At 71.8% G+C, this 22,795-nt stretch carries 17 protein-coding genes and 1 tRNA gene; 16 read left to right on the top strand and 2 right to left on the bottom strand.

Annotated elements, in window-relative coordinates; translation table 11 throughout:
• Positions 1-49: 49 nt before the first annotated feature.
• Positions 50-673: a TenA family protein gene (locus tag FYW95_RS20950; RefSeq protein WP_159944268.1), complete on the bottom strand. Its 624-nt coding sequence runs from the start codon at positions 671-673 to the stop codon at positions 50-52.
• Between the two features lie 358 nt (positions 674-1,031).
• Between FYW95_RS20950 and FYW95_RS20945 the strand changes: the two genes are divergently transcribed.
• From FYW95_RS20945 to FYW95_RS20905, 9 genes are all read left to right on the top strand, one after another.
• Positions 1,032-3,434 (top strand): beta-xylosidase/alpha-l-arabinosidase, encoded by a 2,403-nt coding sequence (locus FYW95_RS20945; protein ID WP_159944267.1) that lies wholly within the window; start codon positions 1,032-1,034, stop codon positions 3,432-3,434.
• 76 nt (positions 3,435-3,510) lie between these two features.
• Entirely contained in the window at positions 3,511-4,626 is a 1,116-nt protein-coding gene (locus tag FYW95_RS20940; RefSeq protein ID WP_159944266.1) for a Gfo/Idh/MocA family protein, read from the top strand.
• 103 nt (positions 4,627-4,729) lie between these two features.
• A complete protein-coding gene (locus FYW95_RS20935) occupies positions 4,730-5,731 on the top strand; it encodes an ABC transporter permease (protein WP_160050676.1) in 1,002 nt (333 codons plus the stop codon).
• A 3-nt stretch (positions 5,732-5,734) separates the two neighbouring features.
• Positions 5,735-6,910: an ABC transporter permease gene (locus FYW95_RS20930; protein WP_236567951.1), complete on the top strand. Its 1,176-nt coding sequence runs from the start codon at positions 5,735-5,737 to the stop codon at positions 6,908-6,910.
• A gap of 13 nt (positions 6,911-6,923) precedes the next feature.
• Positions 6,924-8,057: an ABC transporter ATP-binding protein gene (locus FYW95_RS20925; protein ID WP_236567950.1), complete on the top strand. Its 1,134-nt coding sequence runs from the start codon at positions 6,924-6,926 to the stop codon at positions 8,055-8,057.
• A complete protein-coding gene (locus FYW95_RS20920) occupies positions 8,047-9,153 on the top strand; it encodes an ABC transporter ATP-binding protein (RefSeq protein ID WP_159944264.1) in 1,107 nt (368 codons plus the stop codon). The genes FYW95_RS20925 and FYW95_RS20920 overlap by 11 nt, the downstream gene beginning before the upstream one ends.
• Before the next feature lie 121 nt (positions 9,154-9,274).
• Positions 9,275-11,161, top strand: a complete 1,887-nt coding sequence (locus FYW95_RS20915) for an ABC transporter substrate-binding protein (RefSeq protein ID WP_160050685.1) — start codon at positions 9,275-9,277, stop codon at positions 11,159-11,161.
• Positions 11,162-11,237: 76 nt separating this feature from the next.
• Complete coding sequence (locus FYW95_RS20910; RefSeq protein ID WP_159944263.1) at positions 11,238-12,257, top strand: DUF6807 domain-containing protein; 1,020 nt, start codon at positions 11,238-11,240, stop codon at positions 12,255-12,257.
• Positions 12,254-12,997 carry a cupin domain-containing protein gene (locus tag FYW95_RS20905; RefSeq protein WP_159944262.1) on the top strand — a complete coding sequence of 248 codons (744 nt, stop codon included), beginning with the start codon at positions 12,254-12,256 and terminating at the stop codon, positions 12,995-12,997. Before FYW95_RS20910 ends, FYW95_RS20905 begins: the two co-directional genes overlap by 4 nt.
• 209 nt (positions 12,998-13,206) lie before the next feature.
• Here the strand turns inward: FYW95_RS20905 and FYW95_RS20900 are convergent.
• Positions 13,207-13,289 (bottom strand) — tRNA-Leu (locus tag FYW95_RS20900).
• A 241-nt stretch (positions 13,290-13,530) separates the two neighbouring features.
• Between FYW95_RS20900 and FYW95_RS20895 the strand changes: the two genes are divergently transcribed.
• The 7 genes from FYW95_RS20895 (at position 13,531) to pknB (ending at position 22,734) form a co-directional block, all read left to right on the top strand.
• On the top strand, positions 13,531-14,292 hold the full coding sequence (locus FYW95_RS20895; protein WP_159944324.1) for an FhaA domain-containing protein: 762 nt from the start codon (positions 13,531-13,533) through the stop codon (positions 14,290-14,292).
• A 237-nt stretch (positions 14,293-14,529) separates the two neighbouring features.
• Entirely contained in the window at positions 14,530-15,081 is a 552-nt protein-coding gene (locus tag FYW95_RS20890) for an FHA domain-containing protein FhaB/FipA (RefSeq protein WP_159944261.1), read from the top strand.
• Complete coding sequence (locus tag FYW95_RS20885) at positions 15,078-16,430, top strand: Stp1/IreP family PP2C-type Ser/Thr phosphatase (RefSeq protein ID WP_160050675.1); 1,353 nt, start codon at positions 15,078-15,080, stop codon at positions 16,428-16,430. Before FYW95_RS20890 ends, FYW95_RS20885 begins: the two co-directional genes overlap by 4 nt.
• A gap of 6 nt (positions 16,431-16,436) precedes the next feature.
• A complete protein-coding gene (locus tag FYW95_RS20880) occupies positions 16,437-17,846 on the top strand; it encodes an FtsW/RodA/SpoVE family cell cycle protein (protein WP_159944259.1) in 1,410 nt (469 codons plus the stop codon).
• Positions 17,843-19,315, top strand: coding sequence for a peptidoglycan D,D-transpeptidase FtsI family protein (locus tag FYW95_RS20875; protein ID WP_159944258.1), 1,473 nt, complete (start codon positions 17,843-17,845; stop codon positions 19,313-19,315). The genes FYW95_RS20880 and FYW95_RS20875 overlap by 4 nt, the downstream gene beginning before the upstream one ends.
• Positions 19,315-20,811: a serine/threonine-protein kinase gene (locus FYW95_RS20870; protein ID WP_159944257.1), complete on the top strand. Its 1,497-nt coding sequence runs from the start codon at positions 19,315-19,317 to the stop codon at positions 20,809-20,811. The genes FYW95_RS20875 and FYW95_RS20870 overlap by 1 nt, the downstream gene beginning before the upstream one ends.
• Positions 20,812-20,889: 78 nt before the next feature.
• Positions 20,890-22,734: a Stk1 family PASTA domain-containing Ser/Thr kinase gene (gene pknB / locus FYW95_RS20865; protein ID WP_160050674.1), complete on the top strand. Its 1,845-nt coding sequence runs from the start codon at positions 20,890-20,892 to the stop codon at positions 22,732-22,734.
• Positions 22,735-22,795 lie beyond the last annotated feature (61 nt).

The raw sequence follows: 22,795 nt of genomic DNA, 5'->3' as shown, positions 1-22,795 counted from the left end.
GCGGGGGCCGGGTCCGGCCCCCGCCCTCCGCCGTGCGCGCGGGGAGGGTTCAGGAGGCGGGCGCGGTGTACGGGGTGTCCCAGAAGGCCACCTCGTGGCGCATGCCCTCCAGGAAGAACCGCTCGGCGCGCCCGGGGTCGGGGGCGGCCTCCTCCAGCATCCGCCCGTAGTGCTCGGTGAGGGCGGTGAACTCGGGGTCGGCGTAGGTGTCGACCCAGCGGCGGTAGCGCGGCTCCTCGGGGCGGTTCTCCGCCAGGGCCAGCCCGAGCTGGTTGTAGCCCCACATGCAGGGGTAGACGGCGGCGAGGCCGTCCCGGTAGTCGGCGGCGGCGTCGAGCAGCCACGCGGTGTAGGAGGCGCACGCGGGCCCCTTCTCCCGGGTGCCCAGGTCGGCGCCGAACTCCCCGGCCAGGGAGCGGTGCAGTTCGAGTTCCTCGTTGAGCGTGCTGTGCGCGATGCCCACCAGGTCGGCGAGGTGGTGGTCGGGTGCCTGCCAGGCCAGGCGGGAGAAGGCGCGCGCGTAGTCGAGCAGGTAGAGGTGGTCCTGCTCCAGCCAGTAGCGGAAGGCCCGTTCGTCGAGGTCGCCGCGGGAGATGCCGGCGACCGTGGGGTGCGCCAGCTGTTCGGCGACCAGGGGCCGCCCGAGCTCGTGGAGTCGTTCGGGAAGTCTCACGCCCGAAGTGTCGCACCTGTGGCCCCGGGACCCAAGTGTCCGCCCGGGCTCTGGAGCACGCCGCCGTCCCGTGACCAGCAGTGGAACCGAAAGTTTCGGATGGTAAGCGCTTCCCACTGAAACGTCCCGTGAAACCTTTTTCTTTCCCACCAGCGAGAATTCCACAACGGCGCAGGCTGCCGCCAGCTTGTGACACATATCTCCCCGGGGGGTTGACCAGGACACGGAGAATACGTACATTCTCGATCAGTAAGTTTCGATATAAAAACCGAAAGTTTCGAATGTCGAGTACGCGCGACCCCCCGTGCGCCGCCCTCCCCCCGCGCATCCCCACCACGCACAGAAAGGCACCCCACCCATGACCGGACCCTCGGACCACGTCGCCGCTCAGGAGGCACCCGCCGACGGCTGGCGGGATCCGTCCCTGCCCGCGGCGACGCGCGTCGAGAGACTGCTGGGGTCGATGACCCTGGAGGAGAAGGTCGCCCAGCTGCACGGTGTGTGGGTGAGCGCGGACGCCTCCGGCGAGGCGGTCGCACCGCACCAGCACGACCTCACCCAGGAACCGCCGGCCTGGGAGAAGGTCATCGAGCACGGCCTCGGCCAGCTCACGCGCCCCTTCGGAACCGTGCCGGTGGACCCCGCCGCCGGACGCGCGTCGCTGGCCCGCAGCCAGCGGGAGATCATGCGCGCCAACCGCTTCGGCATCCCGGCCGTGGCGCACGAGGAGTGCCTGGCCGGGTTCGCCGCCTGGTCCGCGACCATCTACCCGGTGCCCCTGGCCTGGGGCGCCAGCTTCGACCCCGACCTGGTCGAGCGCATGGCAGCGCAGATCGGAACGAGCATGCGCCGGGTCGGCGTGCACCAGGGGCTGGCCCCCGTCCTGGACGTGAGCCGTGACGCCCGCTGGGGCCGTACCGAGGAGACCATCGGCGAGGACCCCCACCTGGTCGCGACGGTCGCCACCGCCTACGTGCGCGGCCTGCAGTCCACCGGGATCGTGGCCACCCTCAAGCACTTCGTGGGGTACTCGGCCTCCCGGGCCGGACGCAACCTGGCCCCCGTCTCGGCGGGACCGCGCGAGATCGCCGACGTGCTGCTCCCGCCCTTCGAGATGGCGGTGCGCGACGGCCGCGCGGGCTCGGTCATGCAGGCATACAACGACAACGACGGGCTGCCCGCCGCCGCCGACCCCGGTCTGCTCACCGGCCTGCTGCGCGACACGTGGGGGTTCGAGGGCACGGTGGTCTCGGACTACTTCGGCGTCACCTTCCTGCAGACCCTGCACCGGGTCGCCGACTCCGCCGACCGGGCCGGGGCCCTGGCCCTGACCGCGGGCGTGGACGTGGAGCTGCCCACCGTGCACTGCTACGGCGACCGGCTCACCGCCCTGGTCCGCTCCGGCGAGGTGCCCGAGGAGGCGGTCGACCTGGCCGCCCGGCGGGTCCTGCTGCAAAAGTGCGAGCTCGGCCTGCTCGACGCCGGATGGGACCCCGGCCCCGAGGACCCCGACGCGCCGGTGGACCTGGACCCGGCCGAGCACCGCGCCCTGGCCCGCGAACTCGCCGAGCGCTCCGTGGTGCTGCTGTCCAACCCCCGGGAGGCCCTGCCCCTGGCCGACGGCGGGGACCTGGCCCTGGTCGGGCCGCTCGCCGACACCGGGGACGCCGTGCTCGGCTGCTACTCCTTCCCCGCACACGTGGGCAGGCGCCACCCCGACACCCCCGTCGGCGTGGAGATCCCCACCCTGCTGGAGGCCCTGCGCGCCGAACTGCCCGGTACGCGGATCGAGCACGCCGAGGGCTGCTCAGTGGACGGCGACTCCACCGACGGCTTCGAGGCGGCCGTGAGCGCGGCCGCCCGTGCCCGGGTGTGCGTGGCCGTGGTCGGCGACCGCTCCGACCTCTTCGGCCGCGGGACCTCCGGCGAGGGCTGTGACGCCGAGGACCTGCGCCTGCCCGGGGTCCAGCAGGAGTTCCTGGAGGCCCTCGTCGCGACCGGGACCCCCGTGGTCGCGGTGCTGGTGTCCGGACGCCCCTACGCGCTCGGGCCGGTCGCCGACCGGCTCGCCGCCCTCGTGCAGGCCTTCCTGCCCGGGGAGGAGGGCATGCCCGCCGTGGCCGGTGTGCTCTCGGGCCGGGTCAACCCCAGCGGGCGCCTGCCGGTGTCCGTGCCGAACGGTCCGGGCGGGCAGCCCACCACCTACCTCGGCCCCGACCTCGCGCACCGCAGCGAGGTCAGCTCGGTGGACCCCACCCCCCGCCATCCCTTCGGGCACGGCCTGTCCTACACCCGCTTCGCCTGGGAGGACCCGCGGGTGGACGGGAGCCCCGCGCTCCCCGGCGAGATCACCGCGCTGGGCACCGACGGGGAGGTCACCGTGGGCTGCACCATCCGCAACACCGGCCCCGTCGCCGGGACCGAGGTCGTCCAGCTCTACATGCACGACCCGGTGGCCCGGGTGGCGCGGCCGCGCAGGCGGCTCGTCGGCTACACCCGGGTGCACCTGGAGCCCGGCGAGGCGCGGGCGGTCGACTTCACCGTCCACGCCGACCTGTCCTCCTACACCGGCCCCGACGGGCGGCGCGTGGTCGACCCCGGCCACCTGGACCTGCTGCTGTCCGCCTCCAGCCTGGACGTGCGGCACACCGTCGCGGTCCGGCTCGACGGACCCGAGCGCACCGTGGACCACACCCGCCGCATGGACTGCGTCGTCCAGCTCGACCCCGTCGACCAGGGGGAGGTGGCCGCCCACGGCTGACCCCCGGGCCGTCCGGCCCGGGCGCTCCTCCCTCGCACACCGCCCCCCGCACCCCCCGTCAGAGGAGAGCACCTTCATGAACACCCCCTCACCGGAGGCCGCCGCCCCGGCGGACCGGATCCGCGTCGCGCTCGTGGGCACCGGCAACATCGCCCGCTTCCACGCCTCGGCCCTGCGCTCCCTGGAGGAGCGCGCCGAGATCGTCGCCGCCGTGGACGTCGAGCCCGACACCCTGGCCGCGTTCCGCTCCCGCTTCGCCATCCCGGCCGGATACGGCGACCTGGCCGTGATGCTGGAGCGCGAACGCCCCGAACTGGTGCACGTGTGCACACCGCCCGGCCTGCACCGCTCCCAGGTGGAGGCCTGCCTGGGAGCGGGTGCGTCGGTGCTGGTGGAGAAGCCGCCGGCGCTGAGCCTGGCCGAGGCGGAGAAGATGGCGGCGGCCGAGGGCGGCGCGCGCGGGCCGTGGCTGGCCACGGTGTTCCAGCACCGCTTCGGCTCGGGCGCCCGCCGGGTGCGGGCCCTGGCCGACGCCGGTGTGCTGGGACGTCCCCTGGTGGCCGCCTGCCACACCACCTGGTTCCGGCCCCAGGAGTACTTCGACGTGCCCTGGCGCGGCAGGTGGGAGACCGAGGGCGGCGGCCCGACCATGGGGCACGGCATCCACCAGATGGACCTGCTGCTCTTCCTGCTCGGCGAGTGGACGGAGGTGTCGGCGGTGGCCCGGCGCCAGGCCCGCGACGTCGAGACCGAGGACGTGTCCCTGGCCCACGTGGCCTTCGCCAACGGGGCGGTGGCCAGCGTGGTCAACAGCCTGGTCTCCCCCCAGGAGGAGAGCCGGATCCGGATCGACTACGAGCGGGCCACCGTCGAACTCGTCCACCTCTACGGCTACGGCGACTCCGACTGGCGGATCACCCCGGCCCCGGGGTGCGAGGAGGAGCTCACCGCCGCGTGGGAGGCCGGGGAGCACGGGGCCGACAGCGGCCACCACGCGCAGATCTCCCGGGTGCTGGACGCGCTGCGCGGGGGCACCGCCCCGCCGGTCACCTCCGCCGAGGCGCTGCGGACCCTGCGCCTGGTCGCGGGGGTCTACGCCTCCGCCTTCGAGGGGCGGCCCGTCACCCCCGCCGACCTGGGGCCGGAGTCGCCCTTCCACACCCGCATGGACGGCGGGGGCGTCCGGTGGTGACGCCCCGGACGCGGCCGGGCCGGACAGCGAAGCGGACGACGGGCCGGGAGCGCGCGGACCGGGCGCGGGGCCTTCGCACGGCGGCCCCGGGGAGGGGGACACCGTGCGCCGCTACGTGATCCGCCGCCTGCTGTACATGGTCCCGACCCTGTTCGCCATCTCGGTCGTGGCGTTCCTGGTCATCCAGCTGCCCCCGGGCAACTTCCTGACCGCCTACATCGCCCAGCTGTCCGCGCAGGGCCAGGGGGTGGACAGCGCCCAGATCCGCGCCCTGGAGGAGAGGTACGGGCTCAACGACCCCGTGCTGGTCCAGTACTGGCGCTGGATCTCGGGGATCGTCCTGCACGGCGACTTCGGCCAGTCCTTCCAGTACCACCGCGAGGTGTCCGACCTCATGTGGGACCGGATCGGCCTCACCCTGGTCCTGGCCCTGTCCACCCTCCTGCTGAGCTGGCTGATCGCCTTCCCCCTCGGGGTGTACTCGGCGGTGCGCCAGTACTCGCTGGGCGACTACGCCGTGACCGTCGTCGGCTTCGTCGGCCTGGCCACCCCGAACTTCATGCTCGCGCTGATCTTCGCCTGGGTGTCCTACCGCTACTTCGGCCAGAGCGTGGGCGGCATCGTCTCGCGCGAGTACGCCGACGCCGCCTGGAACCTGGGCAAGGTGCTGGACGTGGTGTCCAACCTGTGGATCCCGGTCCTGATCATCGGCACCGCGGGTACGGCGGCGCTCATCCGGGTCCTGCGGGCCAACCTCCTGGACGAGCTGCGCAAGCCCTACGTCACCACCGCCCGCGCCAAGGGACTTCCCGAGTGGCGGGTCATCCTCAAGTACCCCGTGCGGATGTCGCTCAGCCCCTTCATCAGCACCATCGGCTGGATCCTGCCCACCCTGGTGGGCGGCGAGGTCCTGGTCTCCATCGTGCTCAGCCTGGAGACCACCGGCCCGCTCCTGGTCGAGGCCCTGCGCAACCAGGACATGTACCTGGCCGGGAGCGTCATCCTCGTCCTCGGCGCGCTGACCGTCATCGGAACGCTGCTGTCCGACCTGCTGCTGGCCTGGTGGGACCCCCGCATCCGCCACCCCCACGTCGAGAGGGTGTGACCCGTGGGAGCACTGCCCGACCGCCCCGCCCCCACCGGCCGCGAGCCCGCGGCCGACCCCGCGGCGACCGGCACGGTCGCCCCCGGGAGGGCGCGAACCGCCCCGGACCTCCCCCAGCGAACGCTCGTCTGGCGGCGCTTCCGCCGCAACAAGCTGGCCGTCGTCGGTGTGCTGGTGCTGTGCGCGCTGCTGCTGGTCTCGGTGTTCTCCGAGTTCCTCGCACCCAGCACACCGAGCGCCTACAGCGCCGAGCACACCTACGCCCCGCCGCAGCGGCTGCACTTCGTGGACACCGAGGACGGCTTCGACCTGGGCATGTACGTGTACGGCTACCAGGTGGAGCGCGACCCGGATACGCTCGCCAACACCTTCACCGTCGACGAGTCCGTGAAGATCCCCGTCGGCCTGTTCGTGCGCGGCGAACCCTACGAGATGTGGGGTCTGTTCCCCTCCGACCGCCACCTGATCGGTGCCGCCGACCCGCAGCAGCGCGTGTACCTGCTGGGCGCCGACCGCAACGGCCGCGACATGGCCTCCCGGCTCATCTACGGCACCCGGGTGTCGATGTCCATCGGGCTGGCCGGGGTGGCGCTGTCCTTCGTGCTGGGGCTGGTCCTCGGCGGCCTGTCCGGCTACCTCGGCGGACGCGTGGACACCGCCATCCAGCGCGTCATCGAGTTCCTGATGTCCGTCCCCACGATCCCGCTGTGGATGGGCCTGTCCGCCGCCGTGCCCCGCGACTGGGGACCGGTGCAGACCTACCTGGCCATCACCGTGATCCTCTCCCTCATCGGCTGGACCGACCTGGCGCGCGTGGTGCGCGGGCGGTTCCTGTCCCTGCGGCAGGAGGACTTCGTGACGGCCGCCCGGTTGGACGGCTGCGGCACCGGCAGGATCATCGGCCGTCACATGCTGCCCTCCTTCACCAGCCACATCATCGCCTCCCTCACCCTGGCCGTGCCGTTCGTGATCCTGGCCGAGACCTCGCTGTCCTTCCTCGGACTGGGCCTGCAGGCCCCGGTCGTGAGCTGGGGCGTGCTCCTGCAGGAGGCGCAGAACATCCACTCGATCGCCGGCGCCCCCTGGCTCCTGCTGCCCGGGGCAGCGGTGACGGTGGCGGTGCTGGTGCTCAACTTCGTCGGCGACGGCGTCCGCGACGCCGCCGACCCCTACCGGTAGGGAGGTGGCCACCGTGGTGACCCACACCCGAGACGACGTGGTCCTGGACATCCGGGACCTGCGCACGTACTACACCACCGACGACGCCGTGGTGAAGGCCGTGGACGGGGTGGACCTGACCGTCCGCAGGGGCGGCACGCTGTGCGTGGTCGGCGAGAGCGGCTGCGGCAAGAGCGCCATGGCCCGCTCGGTGCTGCGGCTGGTGGATCCACCCGGCGAGGTGGTGGGCGGCCGGATCCTGCTGTACCCGGCGGAGGGCCCGGGCGAGCCCCTGGACCTGGCCGCGCTGCGCCCCACCGGCAGGGAGATCCGCGCGGTGCGCGGCCGCGACGTGGCCATGGTCTTCCAGGAGCCCATGTCCTCGCTGTCCCTGGTGCACACCGTCGGCGACCAGATCGGCGAGTCCCTGCGCGTGCACCACGGGGTGTCGCGCCGAGAGGCCAGGAAGCGCTCCGTCGAACTCCTCGAACGCGTGCGCGTCCCCGGCGCGGAGCGCGTCGTGGACTCCTACCCCTTCCAGATCTCCGGCGGGATGCGCCAGCGGGTGATGATCGCGATGGCCCTGGCGTGCGGCCCCCGCGTGCTCGTCGCCGACGAGCCCACCACCGCCCTGGACGTCACCACGCAGGCGCAGATCCTGGACCTGTTCGCCGACCTGCGCCACGACACCGGCATGGGCCTGCTCTTCATCACCCACGACATGGGCGTGGTCGCCGAGATCGCCGACGAGGTCGCGGTCATGTACCTGGGCACGGTGGTCGAGCAGGGCCCGGTGGACGACGTCTTCCACGACCCCCGCCACCCCTACACCCGGGCCCTGCTGGAGGCCGTGCCCAGGATGGGCGCCTCCCGCTCGCGCCGCCTGCCCACCATCCGGGGCACCATCCCCGACCCCGGGAACCAGCCCACGGGTTGCGTGTTCCGCACCCGCTGCCCCGAGGCCGTGGAGGGGCTGTGCGACACCACCGTCCCCCCGGTCACCGCGCCCGGACCCGGCCGCCGCGTGCGCTGCCTCCTGGTGGGGGAACCGGTTCCGGCCGGAGCCGCCGGCGGTACCGGGAGCGGCGCGAACACGGGCGCACCCGCGGCGGGCGCGCGCCCGCAGGAGAACACCCCGAACGGCGAGGAGGCCCCCGATGCCGACTGAGACCCCGGCCCCCGCGCCGGCCGAGCGGACCGGTCCCGCCTCGGACGCGGCGGCGACCGCCCCCGTCCTCAGCGTCCGCGACCTGGAGGTGAGCTACCCCGTGCGCGGACGGCGGTCCCGGCGCGGCCCTCGCCGCGTGCGGGCCGTGGCCGGAGTGGACCTGGACGTGTACGAGGGCGAGACCCTGGGCCTGGTCGGGGAGTCCGGCTGCGGCAAGACCACCCTGGGTTCGAGCGTCATGCGGGTCCGCCCGGAGGCCACCGGGCACATCCGCTACCGGACCGCCGACGGCCGCGTCCTGGACGCCCTGAACCTGTCCGCCTCCGACGCCGCGACCTACCACCGCGAGGTGCGGATGGTCTTCCAGGACCCGCAGTCCTCGCTCAACCCGCGGATGACCCTGCGCGACATCGTGGGCGAACCCCTGCGCACGCTGCTGGGCCTGCGCGGCGAGGAACTGGAGGCACGCGTCCGCGAGGTCATGGAGCGGGTCGGGCTGCACCCCGACCACCTGCGCCGCTTCCCGCACGCGTTCTCCGGCGGCCAGCGCCAGCGGGTGAGCATCGCCCGCGCGCTGGTCGCCGGGCCGCGCCTGGTCGTGGCCGACGAGGCGGTCAGCGCCCTGGACACCTCGGTCCGCTCGCAGATCCTCAACCTCCTCCAGGACCTCCAGGACGAGCTGGGACTGACCTACCTGTTCGTGTCGCACGACCTGTCGGTGGTGGAGCACGTGTGCGACCGGGTCGCGGTCATGTACCTGGGCCGGATCGTGGAGGTGGCGCCCACCGAGGACCTGTTCGCCGAACCGCTGCACCCCTACACCGAGGCGCTGATCTCCGCGGTGCCGATCCCCGACCCGCGGCTGCGCGGCACCCGCGAGCGCGTGCGGCTCACCGGCGAGGTGCCCGACCCCTCGCGGCCGCCGTCCGGCTGCCCCTTCCACCCCCGGTGCCGGTACGCCGTCGACCTGTGCGCCACCGAGGCGCCCGTGGCGCGCGGGACCGCGCCGGGCCGCACGGTGGCCTGCCACCGCGCCGAGGAACTCGACCTCACCGGGATCACCGCGAACGGCGGCCCCGGCAGCTCCCGTACCTGACCCCCCGGCCCGCCCGAGGCGGGAAACCCCCCATGAAGCAGGAGAAGGACACATGAGGCAACGGATGACAGGCGGCAGACGGCGGTGGCTGGGAGCCGCCGCTGGCACGGCGGCGGTGGTGATGGCCACGGGCTGCTCCTTCTTCTCCTTCGACCCCGACGTCGAGGGCGGGGAGCAGGTGGAGGGCACCGGTGAGGCGCCGATGCTCGCCGCCCTGGTGGAGTCGGGCGACCTGCCCCCGCTGGAGGAACGGCTGCCCGACGAACCCCTCGTGGTCGAGCCCCACGAGCGCGTCGGCGTCTACGGCGGGGAGTGGAACACCGCCATCCTGGGCGTGGGCGACTGGCCCTGGCTGGGCCGGACCGTGGGCTACGAGAACCTGACCCGCTGGAGCACGGACTGGGAGGAGGTGATCCCCAACCTCGCCGAGTCCTGGGAGTACAACGAGGACGCCACCGAGCTGACCTTCACCCTGCGCGCGGGCCTGCGCTGGTCCGACGGGGAGCCGTTCACCTCCGACGACGTCGTGTTCGCCTTCAACGACATCTTCAACAACCACGACCTCACCCCCGTCGCGGCGGCCGGCCCCGGCACCGCCGAGAAGATCGACGAGCAGACCTTCACCATCACCTTCGAGGAGCCCGACGCCCTGTGGGCCGGGTACGACCTCCTCCAGTACCAGGTGGTGACCAAGCCCAAGCACTACCTGGAGCAGTTCCACATCGACCACAACCCGGACGCCGACGAGCTGGCACGGGAGGAGGGCTTCACCGACTGGGTCGAGATGTTCGAGGCCAAGGCGGGCGTGATCGACAGCTCCCGGTACTGGCAGAACCCGGACATCCCCACCATGTACCCCTGGAAGGTCGTGGAGCCGCTGGCCGACTCCGGACGCATGGTCCTGGAGCGCAACCCCTACTACTGGAAGGTCGACACCGAGGGCAACCAGCTGCCCTACATCGACCGGGTGGTCTTCGACATCCTCCCCGACGAGGAGGTCATGCTGGTCCGCGCGCTCAACGGCGAGATCGACATGCACTCGCGCCACTTCAACACCCTGGCCAACCGGCCCACCCTGGCAGAGGGACGCGAGTCCGGGGGCTACGACTTCTTCGAGCTCCAGCCCGCCGAGATGAACACGGCGATGATCTCCCTCAACCTCACCCACGAGGACGAGGAGCTGCGCGAGACCTTCAACGACCGCGACTTCCGGGTGGCGCTCTCCCACGCCATCAACCGCCAGGACATCATCGACGTCGTCTACCGCGGCCAGGGCGAGCCCTGGCAGGGCGCACCGCGCGAGGAGAGCCCGTTCTTCAACGAGGAGCTGGCCAAGCAGTACACCGAGTACGACCTCGACCTGGCCAACGAGATCCTCGACGAGGCGGGCTACGACGAGCGCGGCTCCGACGGCTTCCGGACCAGCCCGCGCGGCGAGACGGTGCGCTTCACCCTGTCGGTGCCCACGGACTTCCGCCCCGACATCGTGGACTCGATGGAGATGGTCGTCGGCTTCTGGCGCGAGCTGGACATCGACGTGGAACTCAACACCGAGGACCGCTCCCTCTGGCAGACCCGCCGGGAGAACAACGAGCACGACGCCAACGTGTGGTCGGGCGACAACGGGATGATGGACGCGATGTACGACCCGCGCTGGTACGCGCCCACGCAGAGCGGCGAGTCCAACTTCGGCATCCCGTGGGCCCAGTGGTACGTCTCCGACGGCCAGGACCCCCGCTCCCAGGAGCCGCCCGCCGAGGTGCGCGAACACCTGGAGATGTACGACGCCATCCAGGAGGAGCCCGACCCCGAGGCCCGCGAGGAGCTGATGCACGACTTCCTGGCGGTCACGCAGGAGCAGTTCTACGCCATCGGGATCAGCCTGAGCCCGCCCGGCTACGGGATCGTGGCGGACACCTTCCACAACGTGCCCGACAGCATGTACTCCTCCGGAAACTACAACGACCCCGGCCCGACCAACCCGGAGCAGTACTTCATCGAGGAGTAGTCCCGGCGGGGCGCGGGGCCCGCTCCCCCGCGCCCCGCCGACCACACCGGTTCCCGGCCACAGAAGGGTGAAGGACATGTCCGCGAACACCACGACCACCACGGCCGACGGCGAGCCCGCCGCGCGCGGTCTGGGCCTGGTGCACGAGCAGGGACGCTCGCTGCGCCTGACCCACGACGGCGGCGAGCTCTTCCGCTACGTGTACCGCCCCTGGGACGCGCAGCTGGAGGCGCCGCGCCCCTACCTCCACCCCCTCCGCACCCTGGGCGGAGACACCGTCAGCCTGTACCGGCCGCACGACCACGTGTGGCACAAGGGGATCGCCTGGTCCCTGCCCAACGTGGGATCGGCCAACTTCTGGGGCGGGCCCACCTACCTCCGGGACGCGGGGTACCAGCAGCTCGCCAACGACGGCTCCACCCAGCACCGGTCCTTCGACCGGATCGAGGCCTCACCGGAACGGGTCTCGATCGGCGAACGGCTGGAGTGGGTGACCGAGCAGGGCGAGACCTGGTTCTCCGAGCGGCGGGGGCTGCGGGTGACCGCGGCCCCCGACCGGGGGGCGTGGACCCTGGTGTTCACCACCTCGTTCACCAACCTGACCGGCGGGGACGTCCCCTTCGGCAGCCCCACCACCGAGGGCCGGCCCAACGCCGGGTACGGCGGGCTGTTCTGGCGCGGTCCCCGCTCCTTCAGCGGGGGGCGCGTCCACGCCGAGGGGCGCGAGGGCGGCGACGACCTCATGGGGACGCGCTCGCCGTGGATGGGCTTCGTGGGGCGCCACGACGGCACGGACTCCTCCTCCACGCTGGTGTTCGTGGACGCCCCGGACAACCCCGGGCACCCGGTGAAGTGGTTCGTGCGCAGCGGGATCTTCGCGTGCGTGTGCCCGGCGCCCTTCTTCGACGAGGTCGTGACCGTCGGCGCGGGGGAGACCCTCGCCTTCCGGTACGCGGTCGTGGTCGCGGACGGGGACCGGGGCGGGGAGGGCTCCAAGGCCCTCGCCGACCTGGGCCTGGCCGAGCTGGAGCGGGAGGCGGCCGAGGGCTCCGCGGCGGACCCGGCCGGGGACGGCGGCACCGGGGAGACCCGGTGAACGGCCCCCGGATCCCGGGGTTCCCCGGCGGCACCGCCGTCTCCCACCTGCGGGTCTACGACTGGCCCGCCGCCGACGGGCTCGCGGGCGGCTCGCCGCACCTGCACACCGCCTCGGCGGAGGGCTACGTGGTGCTGCGGGGCGAGGGCTTCCTGGAGACCCTCAGCGGGGCCGGGTTCCAGCGGACCCCGCTGCGCCCGGGCAGCCTGCTGTGGTTCACGCCCGGAACCGTGCACCGGCTGGTCAACGACAGCGGCGACCTGGAGATCCTGGTCGTCATGCAGAACGCGGGGCTGCCGGAGGCGGGGGACGCCGTGCTCACCTACCCCGGCCGGGTGCTGGCCGACCCGGACGCCTACCGCCGGGCCACCGTGCTGCCCCAGGCCGTCACCTCGGCCGAGCGGGCGGCCCGGGAGCGCCGGGACCTCGCCGTGCAGGGCTACCTGGAACTGCGCGAACGGGTGGAGAGCGAGGGTCCCGGGGCGATGCGCGGACTGTACCGTGCGGCCACCGAGCTGGTCCGCGAGCGGGCCGCGGGGTGGCACCACCACGTGGAACGGGGAGCGGTGCACCAGGCCCGGACCACCAGGAGCCACCTGGAGGCGCTGGGTCGGGGCGACGGAACGCACCTGGAGGAGTCCGCCGTCTACGGTGCCGACGTGCCGTCCGGGCCGCTGCGCAACGGCATGTGCGGACACCTTCGGGTGTGGGATCTGGACGGGGCCGCGAGGATCGACTGACCGAACCGGAACCCGGACGCGCCCCCGGATCCGCGGGCGCGTCCGGACCGGGTCCGGCCCCGGAGGAGTCTGCCCGGCGGCGGCCGCCCGGCGATCGCCGTCGGGCCCGCCACCGTGCCCGGACTCCGGAGGTGCGGGGGATCGCCCCTCAACAAGAACGGCGGGCTGCCGCGAGGAGGCACAGCCTCCGAGCAGCAGCCCGCTTCATGTGGGCGAGGAGGGATTTGAACCCTCACATCCTTTCGGACACACGGACCTGAACCGTGCGCGTCTACCGTTCCGCCACCCGCCCGAGTGACACTTCTTCACTTCTTCAGTTGTGTTGCCAGGTGATCCGGGCTTTTCGTCCGGTTCCCCTGGCGACATGGATAAGGCTAGCACGCTCTGGAGGTGGGTCGCACACGCATTTCGGTCCACTGGGGAGCAACCCCGCGGGGGCCCTGGCGGGGTGCGCCTGAAACCAGGGGCACCCCAGCCCGGTTACGATCGTCTACACATACGAAGTGGAGTACAAAGGGAGGTACCTCGTGGGAGTGCTCCAACGCTTCGAGCGCAGGCTTGAGGGCATGATCGAAGGCACCTTCGCGATGGCCTTCAAGTCCGAGCTCCAGCCGGTCGAGGTGGCGAGCGCCGTCCAGCGCGAGATGGACGAGCGGGCGGCCATCGTGGCCCAGGGCCGCACCCTGGTCCCGAACGACTTCATCGTCGAGTTGGCGACCAGCGACAAGGAACGCCTGGAAGTCTACGCCGACAGCCTGGGACAGGAGCTGTCCAAGCTGGCGCGCGACTACGCCACGGAGCAGGGCTACTCCTTCGTGGGGCCGGTCCGTGTGCACTTCAGGTCCGACGACGGCCTCAAGACGGGCCGCTTCCGCATCCGCTCGGGTGTCGTGCGCGGCACCATGGTCGGCAAGGACGGCGAGGTCCGCAAGCCGGTCGGCGACCCGGGCCAGGCCGCGGGCCAGCAGCAGACCGGGCGTCCGCGCCTGCTGATCTCCCCCGGCGGGGCCACCGCCGAGGGCAGTATCGCCAGTCACGGGATGCAGCAGTCCTTCGAGCTGACCACGCCGGTCACGCTCCTGGGCCGCGGCACCGACTGCGACCTGCGCCTGGTCGACAACGGCGTCTCCCGCCACCACGTGGAGATCCGCCTGGACGGCGACGAGGCCATCCTGGTGGACAAGGGGTCGACCAACGGCACCTTCGTCAACGGCCAGCAGGTCAGGCAGGCCCGCCTGGTGGACGGCAGCAGGATCAGCCTCGGCCGGACCACGATGACGTTCCGGCGCGACTGACGCCCCCGCGGAGCCGACCGATCAGACCCGAAAGGACCGCAACCAACGCCGTCCCGCCGGCGTCTGACAGGTCGAGCCCGGGCGGGCCGAATGTGGATCCGCTGTCGGATATCCGGCCGGGAGGGTAGTCTCCGCGAAGACCTGACCGATCGGGCACAATGGCCGCGGCCGGACGCCGCGGTCGGCGACCTCGACACTCACCGACCCGAAGGTGGGGAAGACACGGTGGCGGCGTAGATGACCGCCACCCCGGCCGGAGCACGACAGGGGCTGAAGAGCAGTTCGATGTCCAACTTGACCCTCATACTGATCAAGATCGCGTATCTCGCGGTGCTTTGGCTGTTCGTCCTCTTCGCGGTCGGTGTGATCCGCACGGACCTCTTCGGTCCGTCCAAGAAGAAGCCGCGGCGCAAGCCCCGCCCCGCGCCGCGTCCGGCCCAGCGCCGGGAGGCTTCCGCGCCCTCGTACTCCTCCCGGCCCCAGCGCGCGCGCCGCAACGAGCCCACGGCCCTGGTCGTGACCCAGGGCTCGCTCAAGGGGACCACGGTCGACCTGAGCGCCCAACCCATCCTCATCGGGCGCGCCCCGGACTCCACCCTCGTCATCACCGACGACTACGCGTCCGGGCGCCACGCGCGCGTCTACTCCGACAACGGCCGCTGGTTCGTGGAGGACCTCAACTCCACCAACGGCACCTACCTCGGCCAGCAGAAGCTGAACCGCCCTCAGCCCATCACGGTGGGTCAGCCCATCCGTATCGGCAAAACCGTCCTGGAACTGCGCAAATGACCATCGCTCTCCGATACGCGGCGTACTCCGACGTAGGATGCCTCCGCGAAGGCAACGAAGACTCCGGCTACGCCGGCCAACACCTCCTCGCGGTCGCCGACGGCATGGGCGGTTACGCGGGCGGAGAGGTGGCCAGCTCCATCGCCATCTCCACCATCCGCCGGCTGGACTCCGAGTCGCCGCGGGCCGACGAGATGGCCGAGGTCCTCCAGCGCGCGGTCGAGCAGGCCAACGCCTCCCTCTCGCGCAGGATCATGGCGGAGCCCCAGCTGGAGAACATGGGCACCACCCTGACGGCCATGCTCTGGGCCGGCTCCCGGGTAGCGCTCATCCACATCGGCGACTCCCGCGCCTACCTGCTGCGCGGCCCCCGCTTCGAGCAGATCACCCACGACCACACCCTGGTGCAGACCCTGGTGGACGAGGGCAAGATCACCGAGGAGGAGGTCGCCACCCACCCGCAGCGGTCCCTGATCCTGCGGGCCCTGGACGGCAAGAGCCCGGTCGACCCCGACATCTCCATCAGCGAGGCCAAGGTCGGCGACCGCTACCTGCTCTGCTCGGACGGGCTCTCCGGCGTGGTCAGCAAGAAGACCATCCACGAGACCCTCGCCACCGAGGCCGACCCGCGCACCGCGGCCAAGAGACTCATCGAACTCGCCATCCGCGGCGGCGGCCCGGACAACATCACCGCGGTCATCGCCGACGTCATCGAGACCGACACCGACCGCGACGGCCCCACCCGCTCGGCCCAGGTGGTCGGCGCGGCCGACCAGCGCCGCGAGATCACCGACCAGGGCGACGACAGCCCGGCCAGACGGGCCAAGGAGCTACGCGGCTCCGGCGACACCGCCGAGATGGACCCGGTAGGCGACGAGGAGCCCGCAGACGGCCCGTACGGGGCCGCGCCGGGGTCGGGCTACGCGGACCCCTACAACGACGACTACGAGGGCTACGAGGCCCCGCCGGCCGGCCGGCGGGGCCGTCCGGAACCCGAGGCCGAGTACCGCACCCGCCGCTGGTGGCCGATGGTGCTGGTGTTCCTGGTCGTGGTCGCCGTCGTCGCGGGCGCCACCTACTACTTCGGCCGCCAGTACGTGGACAGTCAGTACTACGTGGGCCCCTCCCCCGCCGGGGAGACCGTGAGCATCTACCAGGGGATCAACACCGACCTCGCGGGCTTGAGCCTGTCCGAGGAGGTCGAGGACACCGGGCTGCGCCTGGACTCGCTCCCCGAGGCCGACCGCGACGCCGTGGAGAACACCCTGCCCGCGGAGAACCTGGAGGACGCCCGCGAGCGGGTCGGCCTGCTCCGCGAGAACGCGGCGAACGAGGAAGGGTCCGGGTGAGCAGGTGTGAGTAGCGCATCCGCCCCCGAGGCGCCGACCATGCTGCCGCCGGTCAAGCGGCGCAACGCCGAGCTGGTCCTCATCGTCTTCGCCATCGGCATCACCATGGCGGGCATCGCGATGGCCGGCATCAACCTCAACGGCCGGGTCCCCGCCGCGATGTGGACGGTGGGCCTGACCTTCGGCGCCCTGTCCGCCGCCGCGCACGTGGCCATGCGGTTCGTGGCGCCCTACGCCGACCCGCTGATCCTGCCGTGCACGCTGTTCCTCAACGGCATCGGCGTGGCGATGATCTGGCGGCTGAACGCGGTCGACGTCGAGGACATCGAACGCGCGGGCGTGGGCATGCAGCTGGTCTGGACGGCCGTCGGCCTGATCTGCTGCTTCCTCATCATCATCTTCCTCAAGGACCCCCGGGTCCTGCAGCGCTACACCTACATCAGCGGCCTGGTCGCGATCGTGCTGCTGATGCTCCCGGCCGTTCCCGGCCTGGGCAAGGAGGTCTACGGCGCCCGGCTGTGGATCGGCATCGGCCCGTTCACCCTCCAGCCCTCGGAGTTCGCCAAGATCGCGCTGGTCATCTTCCTGGCCTCCTACCTGATGAACAAGCGCCAGGTGCTCCAGATCGTGGGCAAACCGATCAAGATCGGCCGCTTCAAGATCATCGACCTGCCCCGGGCCCGGGACATGGCGCCGATCCTGGTCGGCTGGCTGCTCGCGATCGGCATGCTCGTGCTGCTGACCGACCTGGGCACCTCGCTGCTGCTCTTCGGCACCTTCCTGGCCATGCTGTACGTGGCCACCCAGCGCTCCTCGTGGGTGACCATCGGCCTGCTGCTGTTCGTCAGCGGCGCCTACATCGCCTACCTGCTCTTCTGGCACGTCCAGGCCCGGGTGAACATCTGGCTGAACGCCTTCGACCAGGAGGTCTACTACGAGGTCGGCGGCAGCCAGCAGCTGGTGCAGGGACTGGTCGGCATGGCCTACGGCGGCCTCTTCGGCACCGGTCTGGGCGCGGGCCAGGCGCACAACATCTTCGCCGCCGACAGCGACTTCATCCTCGCCTCGCTCGGCGAGGAACTGGGCGTGACCGGCCTGCTCGCCATCCTCCTGGTCCTCGGGTTGCTCGTGGAACGCGGCATGCGCATGGCGCTCGCCTCCACCGGCGTGTTCAACAAGCTGCTGGCCAGCGGCATCGCCTTCGTCCTCGCCTACCAGGTCTTCATCGTCCTGGGCGGGCTGACCCGGGTGATCCCGCTGACCGGTTCCACCACACCCTTCATGTCGGCGGGCGGTTCCGCGCTGATGGCGAGCTGGATCATGATGGGCATCCTCCTGCGCATCAGCGACAACGCCCGACGACCCGCACCGCAGGCGATCCAGGACGAGGGCGCGACCCAGGTGATCCGACGATGAACACACCGATCCGCAGACTCAGCGTCTTCGCCCTGTTCCTGCTCGTGGTCCTGATGCTCAACGTCACCTGGATCCAGGGCTTCCAGGCCGAGGCGATCCGCAACGACCCGTTGAACACGCGCAAGTTCAGCGAGCGCCTGAGCGAGGCGCGCGGCCCCATCCAGGTCGCGGGCGAGAACGTGGCCTACTCGGAGGACATCTCCGAGGAGGGCAAACCCCCCAAGTACCAGCGCGAGTACGTGGGCGGCGGGCTGTACACGCCGATCGTCGGCTCCTTCCGCACCTACGGGGCCTCGGGCATCGAGTACACCGAGAACGCGCTGCTCGACGGCTCCGACGACCGCCTGGCCGTGCGCAACTTCCGCGACATCATCACCGGCCGGGAGCCGGAGGGCGCCCAGGTCCTGCTGACCCTGGACCCCGGCGTGCAGAAGGCGGGCTACGAGGCCTTCGCCGCCCTGGGCGGCAAGAACGGCGCCGCGGTCGCGCTCGACCCCGACACGGGGGCGGTCCTGGGCGCGGTGTCCTACCCCTCCTACGACGCCAACGAGGTCGTCAGCATCACCGACACCCAGGCCGCCGTGGACAACTACACGGCGATGGAGAACGACCCGCGCAAGCCGCTGCTGAACCGGGCCCTCAACGAGCGCTACCCCCCGGGCTCGACCTTCAAGGTGGTGACCGCGGCGGCGGCCATGGAGTACCTGGACGCCACCCCGGAGAGCACCCAGGACGCCCCTGACGTGCTGTCCCTGGGCAACGACCTGCCCAACGCCACCCCGGGAGGCACCTGCAACGGCGGCCAGCCGGACACCCTGGCGCACTCGATCCAGATCTCCTGCAACACCTCGTTCGCCAACTGGGCGATCGAGGTCGGCGGCCAGAACCTGTCGGAGCAGGCCAGCGCGTTCGGCTTCCACCCCACCGTGGAGGACGCCGAGGCCAACCCGCTCAACATCCCCCTGTCGGTGACCCCGAGCTACGCCCCGCCCGAGGAGGACCGCAACATCCTGGGCCGCGCGGGGATCGGCCAGTCCAACGTGGAGGCGACCCCCCTCCAGATGGCGATGGTCGCCGCGGGTGTGGCCAACTCGGGTGAGGTCATGCGACCCTACGTGGTGGACAGCGTGCGCGACTCCGACCTGTCGGTGATCACGCAGACCAGCCCGGAGACCTACTCCCAGGCGGTCAGCGCCAGCACCGCCGAGGACCTCACGGAGATGATGACCCTGGTCACCCAGCAGGGCGGCTCGGGCACCAACGCCGCCATCCCCGGGGTCCAGGTGGCGGGCAAGACGGGTACCGCCGAGACCGGCCCGGACAGCCCCACCCACAACTGGTTCATCGGCTTCGCGCCGGCCAACGACCCGCAGATCGCGGTCGCGGTCGTGGTCGAGTTCGGCGGCGGTAGCGGCAACGAACTGGCGGCGCCCATCGCCCGCCAGATGATGGAGGCAGTGGTTCAGTAGTGAGCGCCTACGAGCCATCTTCACAGAACGGTCCCGGTGGACTCACCGGGACCGTTCTGAGCGATCGTTACCGCCTGGAGGAGCAGATCGGTTCCGGTGGCATGGGTACAGTCTGGAAGGCCACGGACACCCTGCTCAACCGCCCCGTCGCGGTGAAACTGCTGCACCCCGCGCAGATGGCCGAGCCCACGGCCAGGGAGCGGTTCCGCACCGAGGGCCGCATCACCGCGGGCCTGTCCCACCCCGGTATCGCGCAGGTCTTCGACTACGGCGAGGAGGAGGGCCGCGCGTTCCTGATCATGGAGCTGGTGGTCGGTGAACCGCTCTCCCAGGTGCTGCGGAAGCAGGGCCACCTCAGCCCGGACCAGACGCTGGACTTCGTCTGCCAGGCCGCCCAGGCCCTGGCGGCGGCGCACGCGCGCGGCGTGGTGCACCGCGACATCAAGCCGGGCAACCTGCTGGTCACCCCGGAGGGGCAGCTCAAGCTCACCGACTTCGGCATCGCCCGGGGAGACATGTCGGTCACGCTGACCCAGACCGGCATGGTCATGGGAACCGCCCAGTACATCTCCCCCGAGCAGGCCTCGGGCAGGCCCGCGACCTCCTCCTCGGACCTGTACGCGCTGGGCGTGGTGGCCTACGAGTGCCTGGCCGGGACGCCGCCGTTCACCGGCGACACCCCGGTGGCGCTGGCCCTGGCGCACACCCGGGACGAACCGCCGGAGCTGCCCGAGGACGTCCCCGACGACGTCGCGTACCTGGTCTCCCTGCTGCTGCTGAAGGATCCCGAGGAACGGCCCGCCTCCGCCAGCGAGGTCGCGCACATGGCGGCGGTGATCCGCTCCAACGCGGGCACCGGGCCGCCGACGCCCAGCGCGGGCTTCGAGGGCATGGCCCAGACCATGGTCGTGGGCGCGGTTCCCGACGCGGCCCCGGGCGCCGTGCCCCGGCGCACCTCCGGACAGCCGACCGTCCCGCCTGGACAGCAGGGGGGCTCCGCTAGTCTGGCCGAGGAGCCCAGGAGGCGGATCAGCCTTCCCGTGGTCCTGGCGGCGGTCGGTGCGACGGTCATGATCGTGGCCGCCATGGTGGCCGGTTTCCTCTGGTCCGGAAGCGGAGCGGAGACGGGCAACGTGCGCGACACCGTCGAGGCTCCGGCCGCGACGCCGTCACCGTCACCGCAGCGGACGCTCGAGACCGAGGAGGACACCTCCGAGGAGGCGCCGGTCGTCCCCGACAGGGGCAACGACTGGCCCACGCAGCCTCGGAATCCGGAGCCGAGCGAGAGCGCCGTCGACGAGGAGGAGGGTGGCGAGGACGCCACTCCCCCGGAGGACGACGGCGAGGACGGCGGTTCGGAGGGGGAGGCCACCGATCCGCCCGACACCGGCACCCAGGACCCCCCGGGCGGGAACAACGGCGGGGGTGGCGACAGCGGCGAAGGCGGCGGAGTGGTGACACCTCCGGGCGAAGGCGAAGGCAACACCACACGATAGAGGCCATGAGCGAGAGACGTTCAGGGTAGGCGGCGGCCCGCGGGCGGCCTCCGGAAGACACGAGGATCAGTACACGACATGTCCCAGCCCCGGCTCCTTGGCGGACGCTACGAACTCGACACCATCGTCGGGCGCGGCGGCATGGCCGAGGTCTACCGCGCACGCGACCTGCGGCTCGACCGTCTCGTCGCGATCAAGACCCTCAGGCACGACCTGGCCCGCGACCACGTGTTCCAGGCGAGGTTCCGGCGGGAGGCCCAGTCCGCCGCCTCCCTGAACCACCCGAACATCATCGCGGTGTACGACACCGGCGAGGACATGGTCGAAGGCGTGTCCATCCCGTACATCGTCATGGAGTACGTGGACGGCCGCACCCTCAAGGAGCTGCTGGACGACGACCGGCGACTGCTGCCGGAGCGTTCGGCGGAGCTGGTCGACGGCATCCTCAAGGCGCTGGAGTACAGCCACGACAACGGGATCGTCCACCGCGACATCAAGCCCGCCAACGTGATGCTGACCCGCAACGCCGAGGTCAAGGTCATGGACTTCGGCATCGCCCGGGCCATGAACGACGACCAGGCCACGATGACGCAGACCTCGCAGGTCATCGGCACCGCCCAGTACCTGTCGCCGGAGCAGGCGCGCGGCGAGCGGGTGGACCCGCGCAGCGACATCTACTCCACGGGCTGCGTGCTCTACGAGCTGCTCACCGGGCAGCCGCCCTTCACCGGAGACTCGCCCGTCTCGATCGCCTACCAGCACGTGCGCGAGGAGCCGGTGCCGCCGAGCGAGGTGGACCCGCAGGTCCCGGAGTGGCTGGAGGACATCACCCTGCGGGCGATGACCAAGGACCGCGAGGACCGCTACCAGAACGCCGCCGAGATGCGCGCGGACCTCCAGCGCGGCCTCGCCGGGATGCCCACGCAGGCGGGCACGATGGCGATGGCGGCGGCCGGGGCCACGACGGCGATGCCGCCCGCCACCGACGAGCGCTACGGCGACTACGACGACTACGACGACTACGACGACCGCAGGCGCAACAACGCGGGCAAGACCGCGCTGTGGGTGCTGCTCGGCCTCGGCGTGATCGCCTCCCTGGTCCTGGTGTTCGTCCTGATGAACATGAACGGCCGCCCGGACACGGAGACGGCCGCGGTGCCGGACGTGGTCGGCTCGACGGTCGAGCAGGCACAGTCCACCCTCGAGGACGCGAACTTCACGAACGTCACCACCGAGCAGCGCGCGGACCCCGACGCCGAGGAGGGCACGGTCGTGGAGACCGACCCGGCCGGCGGCGAGGAGGTGCCGGTGGACACCGAGATCGTCCTGTACGTCTCCAGCGGCCCGGACGCCGTCAGGATCCCCTCCGTGGAGGGCCAGAGCGAGTCCGCCGCGCGCGACACCCTGCGCAACGCGGGCTTCGAGAACGTCACCACCGCCTCCGAGGCCAGCGACAGCGTGGCCGAGGGCAACGCGATCGGGACCGACCCGGCCAGCGGCGAGGAGGTCGCCCCGGACACCGAGATCACCCTGCGGATCTCCTCCGGCCCGGACGACGTACAGGTTCCCGACCTGGAGGGCATGACCCAGGCCGGTGCGCAGTCCGCCCTGGAGCAGGTGGGTCTGGGCGCCTCCTTCTCGGAGGAGGAGTCCACGGAGGGACCGGTCGGCACGGTCATCCGGCAGAGCCCCGGGAGCGGGGAGTCGGTGGCCCCGGGGACCACGGTGAACGTGGTACTCGCCGCGGCCCCGCAGAACGAGGAGCAGCCCGGCAACGGGAACGGCAACGGAAACGGGAACGGGAACGGCAACGGCGGCGGCCCGGGCACCGAGGAACCCCCGCCGGGCACCGAGGAGCCGCCTCCGGGTGACGGCGAGGGCGACGAGGAGCAGTTCGTCTTCCCCTCGGTCCGCAGGGACTGAGTACCCGGACACGGGGCCGGCGGTGACGCGGGCCTCATCCGGGGCGTAGACTGTGTTCTCG

The organism is Nocardiopsis sp. FR4 (genome assembly GCF_009830945.1).
In the GTDB taxonomy this organism is placed as follows: domain Bacteria; phylum Actinomycetota; class Actinomycetes; order Streptosporangiales; family Streptosporangiaceae; genus Nocardiopsis.
The sequence above is the reverse complement of the archived record's forward strand: the minus strand, read 5'-3'. Positions and strand labels throughout refer to the sequence as shown.